Below are 15,475 nucleotides of genomic sequence, written 5' to 3' on the forward strand. Positions count from 1 at the left end.
GGCGGCGGGCGCGGCGGGCGCGGCCGCAAACGGCGCCCTGGCAGGCGACAGCACCGGGGGGCGGCGCCGCGGCAGAGCTACCACGAGGTTGCTTGCGGTATCGGGGTCCGTTCCGCAAGCAACCTCGTGGCTCGCCGGCCTGAGGCCCGGCCGGCCCGGGGCACGGCTGGCCTGAGGCCCGGTCGGCGCTGGGGCGCGGCCGGCGCCGTCAGACCGCTGACCAGCCGCCGTCGGAGGCGAGGATCGCGCCGTTGAGGTTGACCAAGTCGGTGGACAGCCGGAACGTGATCGACGCCGCCAGTTCGGCCGGGGTGGCCAGGGACAGGATGTTGCCGTGGTACCGCACGAGCCGCTCGCCGCCGAACTCGGCGTCCGCGGGGACGAGGATGCCGGTGGCGACGGCGCCGGGAGCGACGGTCGCCAACGTCCTGCTCGGCGTCGAACTCGTCGCCACCACGCTCACCCGCCGCCGAACGCGCCGCCTACGCGGCCCGCGCCTCGGCACTCCTGAGGTTCCGCGTCACGCCCTGACGGCGCGGGGCACGGCCCGGCGCGGCACCCACGAGGCCGACCAGGAGGTTGCTTGCAGCCAGAGGGGCCATTCCGTAATCAACCTCGTGGTTCACGCGCCGGGCGCGCTACGTCCAGCGTGCGCCCCGGCCGCGGTCCACTCACCATGCCGGGCAGGACTCGTCAGCCAGGGGAAGGTGAACCCGGCCGCGACAACCGCCCGTTCGAGGTCGAGCATCGTCTAGATTCAGAGATTGAGCTGGGCACGTACTGCTGCGCCTGCGACGCCTTCCACAATCCGCAAGACCGGCCCGCTGAGCACCTTGCCAGCCAGGCGGGCCGTGACAGCCTTCCACAGCTTCTCCTCGTCTCGGACCGAGAGGCTGTCGGCTCGCAAGCGGGCGAGGTGGTTCTGAATCACGGCGCGGTCAGCCTCGAGGATGTCCTCCTGCTCCAAGAGATTCTCCAGCTCGTAGATTCGCTCGACGCGCGTGACCCACGGGAAGGCTGCCCCACACCCATCGCAGAACGACGGTAGCGAGTAAGACGTGCAAGCCACGGCGAGCGGATTGGACCATCTGCCCCGAATGCGCTGACCACACTCGCGACACGCGGTCAGGATCGTTGCGCCGCACCGGCTGCAGTTGTGCACAACGGCACTCCGCACCGCCTCCGGCTCCGGCTCCAGTTCCAGGCAGTCGGTCTCGACGTGGCCGCGGCGGCACACCGCCGCGCCCTGGTAGTAGCCCTTGCCGCTGCGCTTCCCAGCGAGGTCCGGCTTCGGCCAGCGGACCGTCAGGTTCAGACCCACGGCAGGAGCGGTCCGCTTGCTCCGGTCGATCACGCTCGATCATTCCTTTCGGGTCGCGACCGCACTCGCTCCGAGCGTCTTCGCCACAGATGTGACACACCACGGCTCAGAGGCTGACGGGATGACCGAGAGGCCCCCAAGGAACCGCTGGCGTCCCGTCGGCACGGCACTCGTATCGATGGATGTCACACTCAGGCCAGGTGCTCCAAGACCTGGCCCTTGCGCTACCTCGGCGCCCGCCGCTCCAGAGAGAGCGCCGGTTCACCACAGCTGAGGATGAGCATAACGACGAGGGCGACTTTCCACCTCCCCCTCCCGCCAGTCTTGGACGAGTGTCCAACTTCGTGTTCAAGAAACACCGCCAGCAAGCGTTTGTAGCCGAAAGAGCGTAGGAGCGTTCGTGCAGGTCACAGCGCCACAAGTAGGTTTCGTGATAGAACTGGACAGGCCCTGTGAGTGACGGCGCTCGATCCAACACCATTCCTGGTGCCAAGGATTCTGATTCCTATGGCACGGAGGGCACAGTCCCACAACAGCGAACTCGCCAGACCTCGAGCGGTGACCGAGCAGCGCCTGCAGCAGGCAGCCCTTTGCACACCGCCCTTGACGGCAGCCAACCGGGGCGGACCAGGAGACCGGAACGTCACGGAGCACCACCGCTGCCACCTCAGGCGATCGGCATATCAAACGCCGCACAAGCGGATACATCAGCTACTTGACGAGTGGTGACAAGTACTTGCTAGCCTATGTCAAGTGACCACCGATGAGCACGTCGAGCTGGCCGGGGAACTGCTGGATCTGGTGCAGCGCCGGATCGTCGATCCCTTGGAGATCCTGCTCGGCTCGGCAGAACAGGTAGGGCCGACCCGGGACCGGATCCGGATCGAGGCCGAGGTATGGGCCGCGCAGTTGCTGGGCCCCGACGACAAGGTTGCGGTTCACACCGCCGCGCGGCTCATCGCCGCGCTCTTCCCCGAGGACGGCCCGTTCGACCCGCCCGACGCCTGGTGGGCCACGGTGTTCGGCCGGGCGGTGGCCCGGCGCGTCGGGCACCCGGGAAGGGACTCCGTATCCCTCGCCGCGGCGGGTGCCATGCTCGGCATCACTCGCCAGGGCGTCCACGACCTGGTCAAGCGCGCAAAGCTCGACCAGCACCCCGACGGCGGTGTGACCACGGCGTCGATCCATGCACGGCTCAACCGACCGAAGGAGCTCCGTGGCGCACGACCTGACGATCACTGACCACGAGATCGACCTCGCCGTACGGGACTTCGGCGGAGCCGGCAATCCCGTCCTCCTGCTGCACGGCCTCGGCGGAACCCTCGATGCCTGGGACGCGCTGCGCCTCGGCGAGGGCGGCGCTGCCGCCCGGACGGACGGTGGCGGCCAGACGGGCAGCCCGGCCGGCCGCGATGCGCCGGACGGCGGCGCGCCCGGCAGCAGCGCGCCGAACGGCAGTGCGCCCGAAAACGATGCGCCCGACGACGGCGCGGCGCTCGGCGGGCGTCGCCTCGTGGCCATGGACCTCCGGGGCCACGGCCTGTCCGGAGACGGGCCGTGGGAGTGGGAGCGAGTCCTGGACGACGTCGAGGCGGTGGTGCGGCACCTCGACCTGGGCACCCCCGCCGTCGTCGGGCACTCGCTGGGCGGGATGCTTGCCGTGCTGTGGGCCCTGCGACACCCCGAGTGCCCCGCCGTCGTCAACCTTGACGGGCTGCGGTCCGCCGAGAACGATCCGGACAACTATCCGGGAATGGATCCCGCCGCGAGAGACGAGGAACTCGCCAAGCTGCGAGCCGTGTTCGACGCTCAGGCCGCGAGCATGAGTCAGCCGCTGACCGCCGAGGTCCAGGCGCTGCTCCCCCGGCGAGCCCTCGTCGAGCGGCACGGCCGGACGTATGCCCGCCCTGGCGGGGAGATCCTCGAGACGGTCCGGAACTCGCCGGAGTTCCGCGACACCATTCCCTTCCTGCGGCGGGTGACGTGCCCGGCCCTGGTAGTGATCCCCACCCAGGATCCTCCGGGAATGCCGGGTGGTGAGCTGATGGAAGCGTTCCGCCGGGGCATCCGCCGCGATCTCGCCGGTCTCCCCGTGCAGGTCCAGGTTCGGGAACTCGATGCCAGTCACGCCATACTCTCCGAACGACCGGAGACCCTCGCAGGACTCATCGACGACTTCCTCTGACGGGCCGGGGTGGCCCGGCCCGCGCACGTCGTCGTTCACGCCTCCGGTCGTTCACGCCTGCTGCGGGTCACACCTCTCGTGGTTCCCGCGCCGGGCGCGTCACGTGGTTCACGCGCACGGCGGGTGACGTCGAGCGTGTAGGTCGTGCCCCGGTTGCGGTCCACGCGCCATTTCGGGCGGGACTCCTCGGTCAGGGGGAAGGCGAACCCGGCCGCGACGACCGCCCGCTCGAGGTCGGGCATCGAGACGCCATCGACGTCGATCTCGCCGCGCCGCCTCCAGGTCGTGGCGGACGTCGCCGCCCACACCTGGCAGGAAGCCAGGGTCGACCGCGTGTCGGCCAGCGTGACGCGGACGGCGACGACACCGCCGGGCGGCATCGATTCGCCCACGACCGCCGACACCGCTTCCACGAGCCGCGTCCACCGGTCGGCGGTGGTGCCGCCTTCAGGAATGATCGTCATGTCGTGCTCCAGTCGCCGTGGGTTGCAGTGACGTGCGAGCGACGGATCTTCCTCCCCGTCACGATCCACCATGACGCTTATAAACCGGACGAAGTGCCACACTTGTGTGGCACTCACATCTAGAGTTGCACGGGGGTGCGTTGTCGGGCGTATGGTGTGAATCCCCCTCCCGCCAACGTTGGGATCCCCGATGGACGACCAGTTGATCGGCAAGCGGATCAAGCAGCTCCGGCAGGCCCGGGGCGTGACGCAGGTCGGGCTCGCGCAGGAGGCGAAGATCAGCCTGTCGCTGCTGCGCAAGATCGAGCAGGGCGACCGGGACGTGTCCCAGCCGGTCGCGGCGGCCGTCGGGCGCGTCCTGCGCGTGGACGCGGGCACACTCACCGGGCAGCCGTACGATCGCGACGGCGCCACCCCGGACCGCATCCACAAGCTCATCCCGGATCTCCGGCGGGCGCTGAACCGCTGGGACCTCCCGCCCACGGACCTCGACACGCCGCCGCGCCCCGTCAGCGCGCTCGCCCTCGATGCGAAGAACGTTTCCGAGCAGTTGCAGCACGGCCGCAACTCCCAGCTCGCCGAGATCCTTCCGCCCCTGCTCACCGAGGCGTTCGCGATGGTGCACGCCTGCGAGGACGAGCAGGACCGCGAGGTGATCGCCCATGCGCTGCTCGCGTACACGCACGCCGCGCACACGGTCGCCCACCAGACCGGCTACGACGACCTCGCAGCGAACGTCGAGGACCGCATCCAGTGGATCGCCGGGCTCACGGACGACCCGGCCGCCGCCGGCTTCGCGGCGTGGATGCGCACGACATCGCTCATGCGCGACGGCCTCTACGACGGCGCGCTGTGGCTCCTGGACACAGTCCGCGCCCAGGTCGACCCCGGCGGGCGGGACGACGACGCGCTCCTGACCGTCGGAGCGCTCCACCTGCGGTCCTCGCTCGTCGCGGGCCGCGCCGGCGACCTGGACGGGGCGATGGATCACGTCGAGGAGGCGCGTGGCATCGCGACCCACCTGGACTCGGACACCGACAACGACTGGTCGCACCTCGCGTTCGGGCCGTCGAACGTCGCGATCTACCGGGTCGCGTGCGCGGTCGAGTCCGGGGACGGGCCGCGCGCCCTCGCCATCGCCGACGAGACGCACCTGCCCCGGCACATGCACACCCGGCTGCCCACGCGGGTCTCGCACCACAACCTGGACCTCGCGCGCGCGTACTTCTGGCAGGGCATGCACGAGAAGTCGCTCGACAGCCTCCTGACCGCGCGGAAGGCGGCACCCGAGCAGACCCGGCACCACCCCACGACGCGCGAGGTCACGAGCCTGCTCGTCCGCGCCCACCGGCGTGGCAACGAGTCACTCGCCCGGTTCAGCGCCTGGCTGGGCCCGGGCGACGACGTCGACTGGTGAAGCGCCGGGCTGCCGGGGTCGCGACCCCGGCCGCCGTCGCCGTGGGCGCGCCTGCCATCGCGGTTGCCCGACGACGGCCGGTGCGAACCCGGCCACGCCGGCAGGAGCCGGGGCCGGGCTTGACCGTGCGCGGTCGGGGTTTCTCTGTGGTCGGGGGTTTTCCGTGTGGTCGGTCAAGCACTTGACCGACCACACGGAAAACCCCCGACCACAGCGCGTCAGCTCGCCGTGCTGCGGCGCTCCATGAAAACCGTGTCGCGCCAGACGCCGTCGCGCCGGGCGATACGTTCCCGGATGCCGAGGGTGCGGAACCCCGCCGCGTGATGCAGGCCCACGCTGGCGCGGTTCTCGGGGAAGATCGCGGTCTGCAGGGTCCAGAGTCCGCCCTCGTCGGCGGCCGTGACCTGCTTGCGGATCAGCGCCTTGCCGATGCCGCGGCCCCGGTGGCCGTAGGCGACGTAGATCGAGGTCTCCGCGACGCCGGAGTAGACCTCGCGCGTCGACACCGGCGTCGCCGCGGCCCAGCCGACGACCTCGCCCTCCAGCTCGGCCACCCAGCGATGCTCCGGCAGCCACTTCGCGTCCAGTGACGCCCGGCTCGGCACGACCGTCTCGAAGGTCGCCAGGCCCGTGTCGATGCCCTGACCGTAGATCCGGCGCACCGCGGCCCAGTCGTCGTCGCGCAGGGCACGCACACCCACGTCGGCCGGCGCGTCGTCGGGGCAGCACGGCCGCGGCGCGAGCAGGCCCATCACGGCGTCGGCCGCGTGCGGGAGCCCGACGCAGCAGGCGGCGTTGATCGTCACCAGCGTCGCGGTGCCCTCCTTGTGCACGCGGACGAACCCGACGTCGGCGAGCTTGCGCACGTGATGGGAACAGGTGGACTGGCTGATGCCGAGCACCTCGGCGAGCGCCCCGACGGTCATCCCGCGCTGCGCGGTGGCGACCGCGTGCAGCAGCCGCACGCGGGTCGGCTCGGCCAGGCAGGCGAACCAATCCGCGTAGGTGGCGGCTTCGGCGTCGGGCAGGACCTGGGCCCGGGTCCGGGGCTCAGGGGTCGCGGTCGTCGTCATGGCATCAGCATCGGCCAGCGCACCTGGTTGCGTCAATCGACAACGGTCGATAATGTTCGGCGAACTCGATCGATCTCGATCGATAAAGGAGGCGGGATGACCGAACCGGACGGTCTGCGGGAGACCGAGCTGCGCCGGGTCCTGACGACGCTGTGCGTCACCGAGATCACCAGCTGGGGCGTGCTGTACTACGCCTTCCCGGTGCTGGCCGGGGAGATCACCCGCACGACAGGCTGGTCAGGGGCGGCCGTGCCGGCCGGATTCTCGGTGGGGCAGCTGGTGGCGGCGCTGGCGGGCATCCCGGTGGGCCGGTGGCTGGACCGGGTCGGGCCACGCCGGCTGATGACCGGTGGATCGCTGCTCGCGGTTCCCGCGCTGGTGCTGGTCGCGACGGCGCAGAACCTGGTGTGGTTCATCACCGCCTGGATGCTCATGGGGCTGGCGATGAGCGCGACGCTGTACCCGCCCGCGTTCGCGGCCCTCACCCGCTGGTACGGGCCGCGCCGCGTCTCCGCGCTGACGGTCCTGACGCTCGCCGCCGGGCTGGCGTCCACGGTCTTCGCACCCCTGACCGCACTCCTCGACACGTACCTGGACTGGCGCCAGACCTACCTCGTACTCGCCGCACTCCTCGCCGTGATCACGATCCCGGGGCATCTGTGGGGGCTGCGCGGGACGTGGCCCGATCCCGAACCGCCCGACCCGGACCGCCCGGCCAGGCATCACGACCCCGGCCAGGTGGCGCGCTCCCGGGCGTTCGTCCTCCTCGTGGTGACGTTCGGGCTGGCCGCGTTCACCGCCTACGCGGTCGTCATCAACCTGGTGCCCCTGCTCACCGAACGCGGCCTCTCCCCCGGTCCGGCCGCCGTCGCGCTGGGTCTCGGCGGCGTCGGCCAGGTCCTCGGCCGCCTCGGGTACACCGGCCTGGTCCGCCACACCGGTGCCGCGACCCGTACCGCCCTGGTGGTCGGCGCGGTCGCGCTGACGACGGCGGCCCTGGGACTGGTCACCGCACCGCCGGCACTGATCGCCGCCGCGGTGATCGCCGGCATGGCACGCGGCGTGTTCACCCTGCTCCAGGCCACGGCAGTCACCGACCGCTGGGGCACCACCCACTACGGCCGCCTGACAGGTCTGATGTCCGCCCCGCTGGCGATCACCATGTCCCTCGCCCCGTGGGGCGGAGCCGTGATCGCCGACCGGCTCGGCGGCTACTCCACCACGTTCCTGCTGCTCGCCGCACTCGCGGCCGCCGCCGCGTTCCTGGCGCCGGCCACGACGCCCGGCACCCACCCGAAAGGACACCGATCATGACCGACGCGATCGTCATCGGCGGCGGCCAGGCAGGCCTCGCCGCGACCCACGCTCTCCTGGCCCGCGGGCTGCGCCCTGCCCTGCTCGAAGCGGCGGACGACCCCGTCGGCTCGTGGCCGCGCTACTACGACAGCCTCCACCTGTTCTCCCCTGCCCGGTACAGCGCCCTGCCCGGCCTCCCGTTCCCCGGCGACCCGGACCACTACCCGCACCGCGACGAGGTCGTGGACTACCTCCGCACCTACGCCAAGACCCTCGACGCCGACATCCGCACCGGCCACCGTGTCACCGCCGTCGCGCACGACGGCGTCGGGTTCACCGTACGGGCCGAGGACGAAGAACCGCTGCACGCGCCGATCGTGATCGCGGCGACCGGGGCGTTCAGCTCGCCCCACCGGCCCGCCCTACCGGGCCTGGACCGCTTCACCGGCACGGTCCTGCACTCGAACGAGTACCGGAACCCGGAGCCGTTCGCCGGGCAGCGCGTCGTGGTGGTCGGGGCGGCGAACTCGGCGGTCCAGATCGCGGTCGATCTGGCCCCGCACGCCCGGGTCACGCTCGCCACGCGCGCGCCCGTCCGCTTCGGCGCCCAGCGGCCCTTCGGCCGGGACGTGCACTTCTGGTCGACCCGCAGCGGGTTCGACGCGCTCCCGGTCGGACCGTGGCTGCGCACCCGTCCCCGCGTGCCCGTGCTGGACCCCGGCACCTACCGGGCCGCGGTCGACGCCGGGCGACCCGATCAGCGCCGCATCTTCACCGGCATCGACGGCGACACCGTCACGTGGCCCGACGGCGGCACCGAAGCGGTGGACACCATCCTGCTCGCCACCGGCTTCCGCCCCGGTGCCTCCTACCTCGACGGCCTCGGGGCCCTCGATGCCACGGGCGCACCGCGACAGCGGCGCGGCCTCTCCACGACCCATCCTGGCCTGGGCTACGTCGGACTGGAGTGGCAGCGCAGCTTCTCCTCGGCCACGATCCGCGGCGTCGGCCGTGACGCCGCGTACGTGGTCCGCAGGCTGATGAGCCGTACGACGCTCACGCCCCCGCCGCGCCGGCCTCGCCCGGCCCGCGGAGGCGTTCGAGACCGTCGAGGATGAGGACGAGGCCGGACACGAAGGAGTCGTCGCCGGCCTCGTCCAGGTGATAGCGGATGTGGGCGGCCAGGTCGGGGTAGCCGGCCGGGAGCGACCGCATGAGTTCGCTGCCCATCGCCTCCATGTCGTGGCGGTCGAGGGAGAAGCCCAGCGCCTGCATCGCGTGGCCGACGATGTGGTTCTCGATCGTGTGGAAAGCGCGGTCGAGCAGGCCGGGCGCGAAGCCCGCCACGCGCAGGTCACGCAACGCGCTGTCGAGGTAGCGCATGCGCGCCGGTCCGAGGCTGATGGTCGACGTCCACAACGCGGCCGACCAGGGGTGACGCAGGAGGGTGGCGTGAGCCGAGATCGCCCGCCGGCGCGCCTGGTCGCGCCAGTCGGCGCCGCCCCCGGCAGGCCCGGTCCCGGGCAGCTCGATCTCCGCGGCGACCCGGTCGAGCATGCCGTCGAGCAGGTCGTCCTTGTTCCTGACGTGGTTGTACAGCGCCATGCCCTCGACGCCGAGCTCTTTGCCGAGCCGGCGCATCGACAGCGCGCCGATCCCCTCGTCGTCGGCCATCGCGATCCCGGCGTCGAGCACGCGGTCGCGATTCAGCGGCGTACGACGCCCGCTCGGCCGGCCTGCCTGCCTCGGCACCCGTGAACTCCCCTGCTGCTCGTGACGACGTCCCCCGGACGCCGCCGGCCCTGACGATGTCGGCCCCGGACGGCGTCGGCCCCCGACGCCGGTCCGACGACGACCCCGACGACCGACGGTCTTGACGGCCCGTGCCCCGCAGCGTAACTTGCGGCGTAAATATTTACACCGTAAATCTCTCGGAGGACGCGTCATGCGAGCGATCGTGCAGCACGGATACGGCGATCCGCGCCAGGTACTGGAGTTCGAGGACATCGACCGGCCCGCCCCCGGTGACGACGAGGTCCTGGTCCGGGTCGAGGCGGCCGCGGTGAACGCCAAGGACTGGATGGAAGTCGTCGGCCGCCCCGACATCCTCCGGCTCGGACTCGGCCTGTCCCGCCCGAGGAATCCGGTCCCGGGCGCCGACCTGGCCGGCACGGTCGAGGCAGTCGGCTCGAAGGTCACGCGATGGCGCTCCGGCGACGAGGTCTTCGGCGAACTGTCCCGGGGCGCCTTCGCCGAGTACGTCGTCGCCGCCGAGGGCGCCCTCTCCCCCAAGCCGGCAGGCCTCGGCTTCGCAGAGGCCGCGGCCGTCCCGCTCGCCGGGATCACCGCGCTCCAGGGAATCCGTACCGCCGACGTCGCGCCTGGTCACCGCGTGCTGATCAACGGCGCCTCCGGCGGGGTGGGCACCTTCGCCGTGCAGGTCGCGAAGGCACGGGGAGCGCACGTGACCGGCGTGTGCCGCACGGACGCGCTCGACCTGGTGCGCTCGATCGGGGCGGACGACGTCGTCGACTACACCGCCGAGGACTTCACCCGGCGCCAGGGGTCCTACGACCGCATCCTCGACATGACCGGCAGCCACACCCCGGCGGAGTACCGACGGGCACTGCGCCCCGGCGGCATCTGCGTCGCCGCCAGCGGCATGCCCGGCGGCAAGGTTCTCGGCCCCCTCCCCTACCTGTTGCGGGCCATGCTCTCGCCGTCGCGGAACGGCCTGACGGTGACGACGCTGAGCGCCAAGGCGAACCCCGAGAATCTCGCCGAGCTCACGAGGCTGATCGAGGCAGGCCGGCTCCGGCCCGTCGTCGACCGCACCTACGGGTTCTCCGAGATCCCGGCCGCCCTCGCCGCACAGGGCGAGGGCCACGCCCGCGGCAAGACCGTGGTCACGATCGGGGGGCGGCCATGACCGGCCGGCCCTGACCGTGGGGCCTCAGCGCCCCACCACCCGGTTGTCCCACGCCCACGCGGCGATCTCCACGCGGTTGCGCAGGCCGAGCTTGGCCTGCACGGCGGCCACGTGACCCTTGACCGTGCTGAGGGAGATGAACATGTCCGCCGCGATCTCCAGGTTCGTGCCGCCGCGCGCGATCGCGCGGACCACCTCGGTCTCCCGCTCGGACAGCGGCCGGACCGAGGCTCTCCGCGCGTTGCCCGCGGCGGCGCGCTGGGCGGTCAGGTCGCGGAGCAGCCGTACGGTGACCGACGGCGAGACCAGGGCGTCGCCGGCGTGGGCCGCCCGGACGGCCTCGACGAGCAGGGCCGGCCCGGCGCCCTTGAGGATGAAGCCGACCGCCCCGCCGCGCAAGGCCCCGTAGACGTACTCGTCGACGTCGAACGTGGTGACCACGACGACCCGGAGCGGGTCAACCACGTCGGGCCCGGCGAGGATGCGGGTGACCTGGATACCGTCCAGGCCCGGCATCCGGATGTCGACGAGGCAGACGTCCGGCCGGAGCCGCTCGGCCAGGGCGACGGCCTCGGCGCCGTCGGAGGCCTCGGCGACGACGGCGATGTCGGGCTGGTCCTCGAGGATGAGGCGGAGGCCGTCGCGGACCATCGGCTGGTCGTCGGCCAGGAGCACGCTGATCGTCATCGCCGCTCCCCGGTCGGCAGGGGCAGGGTCGCGAGAACCGCCCACCCGGCACCCGGCCGCGGCCCCGCGCGCAGGCTGCCGCCGAGCATCTCCACCCGCTCTCGCATCCCGACCAGGCCGTATCCGGCGCCGGACGCCATGCCGTGGGACCCGGTGCCGCGGCGGAGCCCGGGCGCCGCGTGCGGCGCGTCGTCGGACACCTCGACGCTGACGCTCTCCGGGGCGCTGGTGACGTCGACCGTCACGGTCCGGGCGTGCGGGGCGTGCCGGGTCACGTTGGTGAGCGCCTCCTGGACCACGCGGTAGACGGTGGTGGTCGTCTCGGGCGGCCACCCGGACCCGTCGTCGGGCATGCTGAGGCGGACCGCGGGACCGCGCTCCGCGAACCTGGTCACGAGCGCGCTGAGCGCCTCGGGGCCGGGCGCGGAAGGAGCCGCGTCGTCGGCGTCGCGCAGCAGGCCGACGACGCGACGGAGTGCGGCGAGGGCGTCCGAGCCGGCGTTCTCGATCCCGGCGAGCGGGCCCGCGAGGGGCGCCGACCCGCTCGTCCGCCCGGCCACGATCCGGGCTGCCTGCGCCTGGACGACGATGCCCGTGATGTGGTGCGCGACGACGTCGTGCAGCTCGCGCGCCACGGCGAGCCGTTCGTCCTGGCGCACCCGCTCGACCGCCGCCTCCCGGCGGGCCACGAGCAGCCGGCCTCCGAGGCCGAGCGCAACGGCGGCAAGCCAGGCCACGCCGTTCATCATCGGGATCACGGTCGCCTCCGGGGTGAACGGCGTCGTCGCGAGCCACGACGCGACGACCACGACAAGACCCCCGCCGCCGACCACGGTGGCCTGCCGGAACGGGAGCGAGCGGACGGCGGAGGCGACCAGGACCGCCAGCGCGAGCGCCATCGCGGGCGCCGGCTCCTCGGGCAGCGAGGCGGCCCGTGCGACGCCCACGGCGACCAGCGCCACACCCAGGCCGGCGAGCGCCGTGCCGAACCGGTGCGGGCGGCGGAGCAGGGCGAGCGCTCCCACTGCCGTTCCGGCGACGAGGCCGGACGCCCAGGAGAGCCCGCCCCAGCTCGCGGCGAGCGCGGCAGCCGTGAACGCGAGCATCGCGGCGAGCACGAGCCCGAGGAGAAGGTCCCCGGCGGTCCTGGCCAGCGCCGCTCCGCGACCGGTGGTGTGCACGCCGCTCAGGCTACGAGGTCCGACGGCGTCCGTCGCTCGGCCCTCCGCAGGGGCGGGCGGCGCAGCCAGGTGCCCCAGCGCCACGCCCACTCGAGGGGTCCGTGCTCGAAGCGGCGGAGCCAGAGGGCGGAGAACAGCCACTGGGCGACGAGTACCGTGCCCGCGACGACCAGTACGGTCTTCGAGGACCAGCGCTCGGGGTGGCCGACGACGTGCGCCACGCCGAGCACCAGGAGGGTGGCGGTCAGGTAGTTGGTCAGGGCCATCCTGCCCAGTGGTGCGAACACGGCCAGGAGAACGGCACGGGCCGGCGAGCGCATGAGCGCGAGCAGCGTGCAGACGTAGACCCCGGCGGTCAGCAGCCCGGCGAGCTGGAACACGATCCGGTAGCCGAGGGTGTCGACGTCACCGGTGTTCTCGAGCGCCGCCTGCGCCCAGACGGCCGGAGCGGCTCCCGCCGCGAACGCGACGGCCGGCAGCACGGGGACCGGCAGCACGGGGGCCCGGTTCGTGCCCTCGATGCGGTGGGGCAGGCCGTACCGGGTGAGTGCCGCGCCGAGCAGGAAGAGCCCTGGCACCAGGGCGAAGTGACCGCTGCCCAGCAGGAGTGGCGCGATCAGGAGGACGCCGGCGAGGCTCGCCACGGCCCGGCGGGGCAGCCACGTGGAGGGCAGCAGCACGAGCAGCCCGACGAGAGCGTAGACGGTCAGGATGTCGCCCGGCCAGAGCAGGAACATGTGGACCAGCCCGATGGCGAGGAGCAGGAGCAGGCGGCGCACCAGGACCGGCCGGGGGCGGGGAACGCGGCTCGTGGCGGAGTCCATGAGCAGCGCGAACCCGACACCGAAGAGCAAGGAGAAGATCGGGAAGAAGCGCTGGTCGACGAGGAGGTGCAGCCAGTCCGTCGCGGTGCCGCCGTCGGTGGCCGGGCCGACGGCGACTGTCACGGCCGCGTCGGAGGCGACGGTGGCACTGATCGGGATGACGTTGGCGACCAGGATCCCGCACAGCGCGAAGCCGCGGAGGACGTCCAGGGCGGCGATGCGGGCACGTGCGGGGTGCGGTTCGGCGGGGGTTCGGGGCATGCCCTCATGCTCGACGCCGGTGACCGGGGGCCGGTACCGGCCGAAAGTACTGTTCGGCGGCGGAACTCGACCGAGCCCGACCCGCCTCGACCGGCTCGGCCCAGCCCGACCAGCTCGCGTCGCCCGCGCAGCCCGGCCCAGTCGAGCAGCCCGGCGCAGTCACTTGTCGAATGGTCGGTCCGATGACCGTGCAGTCGGTCCCCCGAGCGGCCGACCGCACGGACAACCGGCCGACCGCATCGCCCACCCGCGCCCCGCCCAGATCACCCCAGGAACGGGTTGGTCGCCAGTTCCTGACCGACCGTCGTCGTCGGCCCGTGGCCCGGGACGACGGCGAGGCGGGGATCCAGGTGAGCGACGACGTCGCGCAGCGTCGCGCGCATCACTGCGTCGTCGGCGCCGGGCAGATCCGTGCGACCGATCGAGCCCGCGAACAGGACGTCACCGGTGAACGCAATCCCGGACGGCGCGCTGTCCGCAGTCACGCCGTCGGCCTCGGCGGCCGTCCCGGCGCGGCCCGCAGCGCCGCCCCATTCCTGCAGGTCCAGCACGTAGAGGGTGGAGCCTTCCGTGTGCCCCGGTGCGTGCACGGCACGCAGGGTCACCGCGCCGAACGTGAGGTCCGCCGACCCGCCGTCCGCGCCGAAACCCTCCACCGGCACCGGGGCGCGGTACGTCTCCGGGGAGAACCCGAGGCCGGCCAGTTCCCGGCCGAGGGCGCCGCTCACGATCGCCTCGCCCGCGGCGCCGACCAGTGTGCCGAACGGATCGTCGAGCCGGTACGCATCCGCGACGTGCAGCCACATCGGCACGTCGTACCGAGCGCACAGCTCGGCCGCGTCCCAGGTGTGGTCCGCGTGGCCGTGGGTGGCCAGGACGGCTCGGGGACGCAATCGCTGCTCCTCGACGACCCGGGCGACGCCGTCGGCCACGCCCGCACCGGCATCGATGATCACGCAGTCCTGCTCCCCCGCATCGCCCCCACCGGCCGCTACCACGCAGCAGTTGGCCCCGAACACGGGCGCGACGACGACATGAACCTGAGGTGCGGCACTCACCGGGACACGGTACTCCGCACCCCGCCGCCCCGCGGCCCCCGGCGGCGGTGCAATGTGGGATGATTCGGACATGCGGATCGGGACGATCGATGACCTGTTCGAGGCCCTTGACGGGGCCTTCGCCGAGCACGAACGCGGGGACCGCACGAGCGCCGGCGCCGCCGGGTTCTGGGAACAGCTCCTGCGGCGCGAGGGCCACCCCCTCAACACGACGCTCCCCGACGAGCCACTCGCCGACTGGCACGCGCGCGACCTGCTCGGCGACGTCGCCGGCTCCCGCGTCCTCGACGTCGGCTGCGGCAACGGGCGCAACGGGCGATGGCTGGCCGAGCGCGGTGCGGACGTCGTCGGCGTCGACCTCGCCGCCGCTGTCCTCGACGAGGTCCGGCCGACGCTCCCGAGCCGCATGGAGGTCCACGCACTCGACATCCTGCGGGACCCCCTCCCGGCCGGGCCGTTCGACCTGATCTACGACTCCGGCTGCTTCCACCACCTCGCGCCCCACCGCCGCATCACCTACCTCCAGCGGCTCCTGCCCCTGCTGCGACTCAGCGGCCACTACGCGATCGTCGCCTTCTCCCAGGAGCGGCAACCGAGCCCGGGCGACCGCGACATCCTCGCGACCGGCGACACCGCGGGCGGTATGTCCTTCACGCTCGACGACCTCGAGCGGATCTTCGCGTCCCTGCGGCCCGTCGAACTGCGCGCGGTGCGGCCCGACGTCGAGGGAACGTTCGGCGCCGACTTCCTCAACGCGGGCCTCTTCAGCCGCTGATCCC

General features: G+C 72.6%; 16 protein-coding genes. 7 read left to right on the top strand and 9 right to left on the bottom strand.

From position 1 onward, the window contains the following. Nucleotides 1-208: 208 nt before the first annotated feature. Together ACYVK5_RS10975 and ACYVK5_RS10980 are read right to left on the bottom strand one after the other, a co-directional pair. Nucleotides 209-454 (bottom strand): hypothetical protein, encoded by a 246-nt coding sequence (locus tag ACYVK5_RS10975; RefSeq protein ID WP_460704790.1) that lies wholly within the window; start codon nucleotides 452-454, stop codon nucleotides 209-211. A gap of 303 nt (nucleotides 455-757) precedes the next feature. Next, entirely contained in the window at nucleotides 758-1,354 is a 597-nt protein-coding gene (locus ACYVK5_RS10980; RefSeq protein ID WP_460704792.1) for a DUF2321 domain-containing protein, read from the bottom strand. A gap of 720 nt (nucleotides 1,355-2,074) precedes the next feature. Between ACYVK5_RS10980 and ACYVK5_RS10985 the strand changes: the two genes are divergently transcribed. Both ACYVK5_RS10985 and ACYVK5_RS10990 read left to right on the top strand, forming a co-directional pair. Further along, complete coding sequence (locus ACYVK5_RS10985) at nucleotides 2,075-2,563, top strand: hypothetical protein (protein ID WP_460704794.1); 489 nt, start codon at nucleotides 2,075-2,077, stop codon at nucleotides 2,561-2,563. Then, nucleotides 2,538-3,506, top strand: coding sequence for an alpha/beta fold hydrolase (locus ACYVK5_RS10990; protein WP_460704796.1), 969 nt, complete (start codon nucleotides 2,538-2,540; stop codon nucleotides 3,504-3,506). The genes ACYVK5_RS10985 and ACYVK5_RS10990 overlap by 26 nt, the downstream gene beginning before the upstream one ends. Before the next feature lie 35 nt (nucleotides 3,507-3,541). Here the strand turns inward: ACYVK5_RS10990 and ACYVK5_RS10995 are convergent, their stop codons facing one another. Next, the gene (locus tag ACYVK5_RS10995) at nucleotides 3,542-3,970 is read right to left on the bottom strand and encodes a hypothetical protein (protein ID WP_460704798.1); all 429 of its coding nucleotides are present in this window, start codon (nucleotides 3,968-3,970) and stop codon (nucleotides 3,542-3,544) included. A 190-nt stretch (nucleotides 3,971-4,160) separates the two neighbouring features. On the opposite strand from ACYVK5_RS10995, the gene ACYVK5_RS11000 reads away from it, so the two are divergent. After that, a complete protein-coding gene (locus tag ACYVK5_RS11000) occupies nucleotides 4,161-5,387 on the top strand; it encodes a helix-turn-helix domain-containing protein (RefSeq protein WP_460704800.1) in 1,227 nt (408 codons plus the stop codon). A gap of 218 nt (nucleotides 5,388-5,605) precedes the next feature. On the opposite strand, the gene ACYVK5_RS11005 is transcribed toward ACYVK5_RS11000, so the two are convergent. Further along, nucleotides 5,606-6,460, bottom strand: a complete 855-nt coding sequence (locus ACYVK5_RS11005) for a helix-turn-helix domain-containing GNAT family N-acetyltransferase (RefSeq protein ID WP_460704802.1) — start codon at nucleotides 6,458-6,460, stop codon at nucleotides 5,606-5,608. A gap of 96 nt (nucleotides 6,461-6,556) precedes the next feature. On the opposite strand from ACYVK5_RS11005, the gene ACYVK5_RS11010 reads away from it, so the two are divergent. Together ACYVK5_RS11010 and ACYVK5_RS11015 are read left to right on the top strand one after the other, a co-directional pair. Beyond that, nucleotides 6,557-7,774: an MFS transporter gene (locus ACYVK5_RS11010; protein WP_460704804.1), complete on the top strand. Its 1,218-nt coding sequence runs from the start codon at nucleotides 6,557-6,559 to the stop codon at nucleotides 7,772-7,774. Continuing rightward, nucleotides 7,771-8,874, top strand: coding sequence for a flavin-containing monooxygenase (locus ACYVK5_RS11015; protein ID WP_460704806.1), 1,104 nt, complete (start codon nucleotides 7,771-7,773; stop codon nucleotides 8,872-8,874). Before ACYVK5_RS11010 ends, ACYVK5_RS11015 begins: the two co-directional genes overlap by 4 nt. On the opposite strand, the gene ACYVK5_RS11020 is transcribed toward ACYVK5_RS11015, so the two are convergent. Continuing rightward, nucleotides 8,813-9,508: a TetR/AcrR family transcriptional regulator gene (locus tag ACYVK5_RS11020; protein WP_460704808.1), complete on the bottom strand. Its 696-nt coding sequence runs from the start codon at nucleotides 9,506-9,508 to the stop codon at nucleotides 8,813-8,815. The two genes, ACYVK5_RS11015 and ACYVK5_RS11020, sit on opposite strands and share 62 nt — an antisense overlap. Nucleotides 9,509-9,701: 193 nt before the next feature. On the opposite strand from ACYVK5_RS11020, the gene ACYVK5_RS11025 reads away from it, so the two are divergent. After that, nucleotides 9,702-10,685, top strand: a complete 984-nt coding sequence (locus tag ACYVK5_RS11025) for an NAD(P)-dependent alcohol dehydrogenase (RefSeq protein WP_460704810.1) — start codon at nucleotides 9,702-9,704, stop codon at nucleotides 10,683-10,685. 24 nt (nucleotides 10,686-10,709) lie between these two features. On the opposite strand, the gene ACYVK5_RS11030 is transcribed toward ACYVK5_RS11025, so the two are convergent. The 4 genes from ACYVK5_RS11030 to ACYVK5_RS11045 form a co-directional block, all read right to left on the bottom strand. After that, nucleotides 10,710-11,372, bottom strand: a complete 663-nt coding sequence (locus ACYVK5_RS11030; RefSeq protein WP_460704812.1) for a response regulator — start codon at nucleotides 11,370-11,372, stop codon at nucleotides 10,710-10,712. Further along, nucleotides 11,369-12,553: a sensor histidine kinase gene (locus tag ACYVK5_RS11035; protein ID WP_460704814.1), complete on the bottom strand. Its 1,185-nt coding sequence runs from the start codon at nucleotides 12,551-12,553 to the stop codon at nucleotides 11,369-11,371. Before ACYVK5_RS11035 ends, ACYVK5_RS11030 begins: the two co-directional genes overlap by 4 nt. A gap of 5 nt (nucleotides 12,554-12,558) precedes the next feature. After that, a complete protein-coding gene (locus ACYVK5_RS11040) occupies nucleotides 12,559-13,638 on the bottom strand; it encodes a DUF418 domain-containing protein (protein ID WP_460704816.1) in 1,080 nt (359 codons plus the stop codon). Nucleotides 13,639-13,901: 263 nt separating this feature from the next. Continuing rightward, nucleotides 13,902-14,696: an MBL fold metallo-hydrolase gene (locus tag ACYVK5_RS11045; protein WP_460704818.1), complete on the bottom strand. Its 795-nt coding sequence runs from the start codon at nucleotides 14,694-14,696 to the stop codon at nucleotides 13,902-13,904. 70 nt (nucleotides 14,697-14,766) lie between these two features. Between ACYVK5_RS11045 and ACYVK5_RS11050 the strand changes: the two genes are divergently transcribed. Next, nucleotides 14,767-15,471: a class I SAM-dependent methyltransferase gene (locus ACYVK5_RS11050; RefSeq protein ID WP_460704820.1), complete on the top strand. Its 705-nt coding sequence runs from the start codon at nucleotides 14,767-14,769 to the stop codon at nucleotides 15,469-15,471. Nucleotides 15,472-15,475 lie beyond the last annotated feature (4 nt).

Source organism: Myceligenerans halotolerans, from assembly GCF_054782975.1.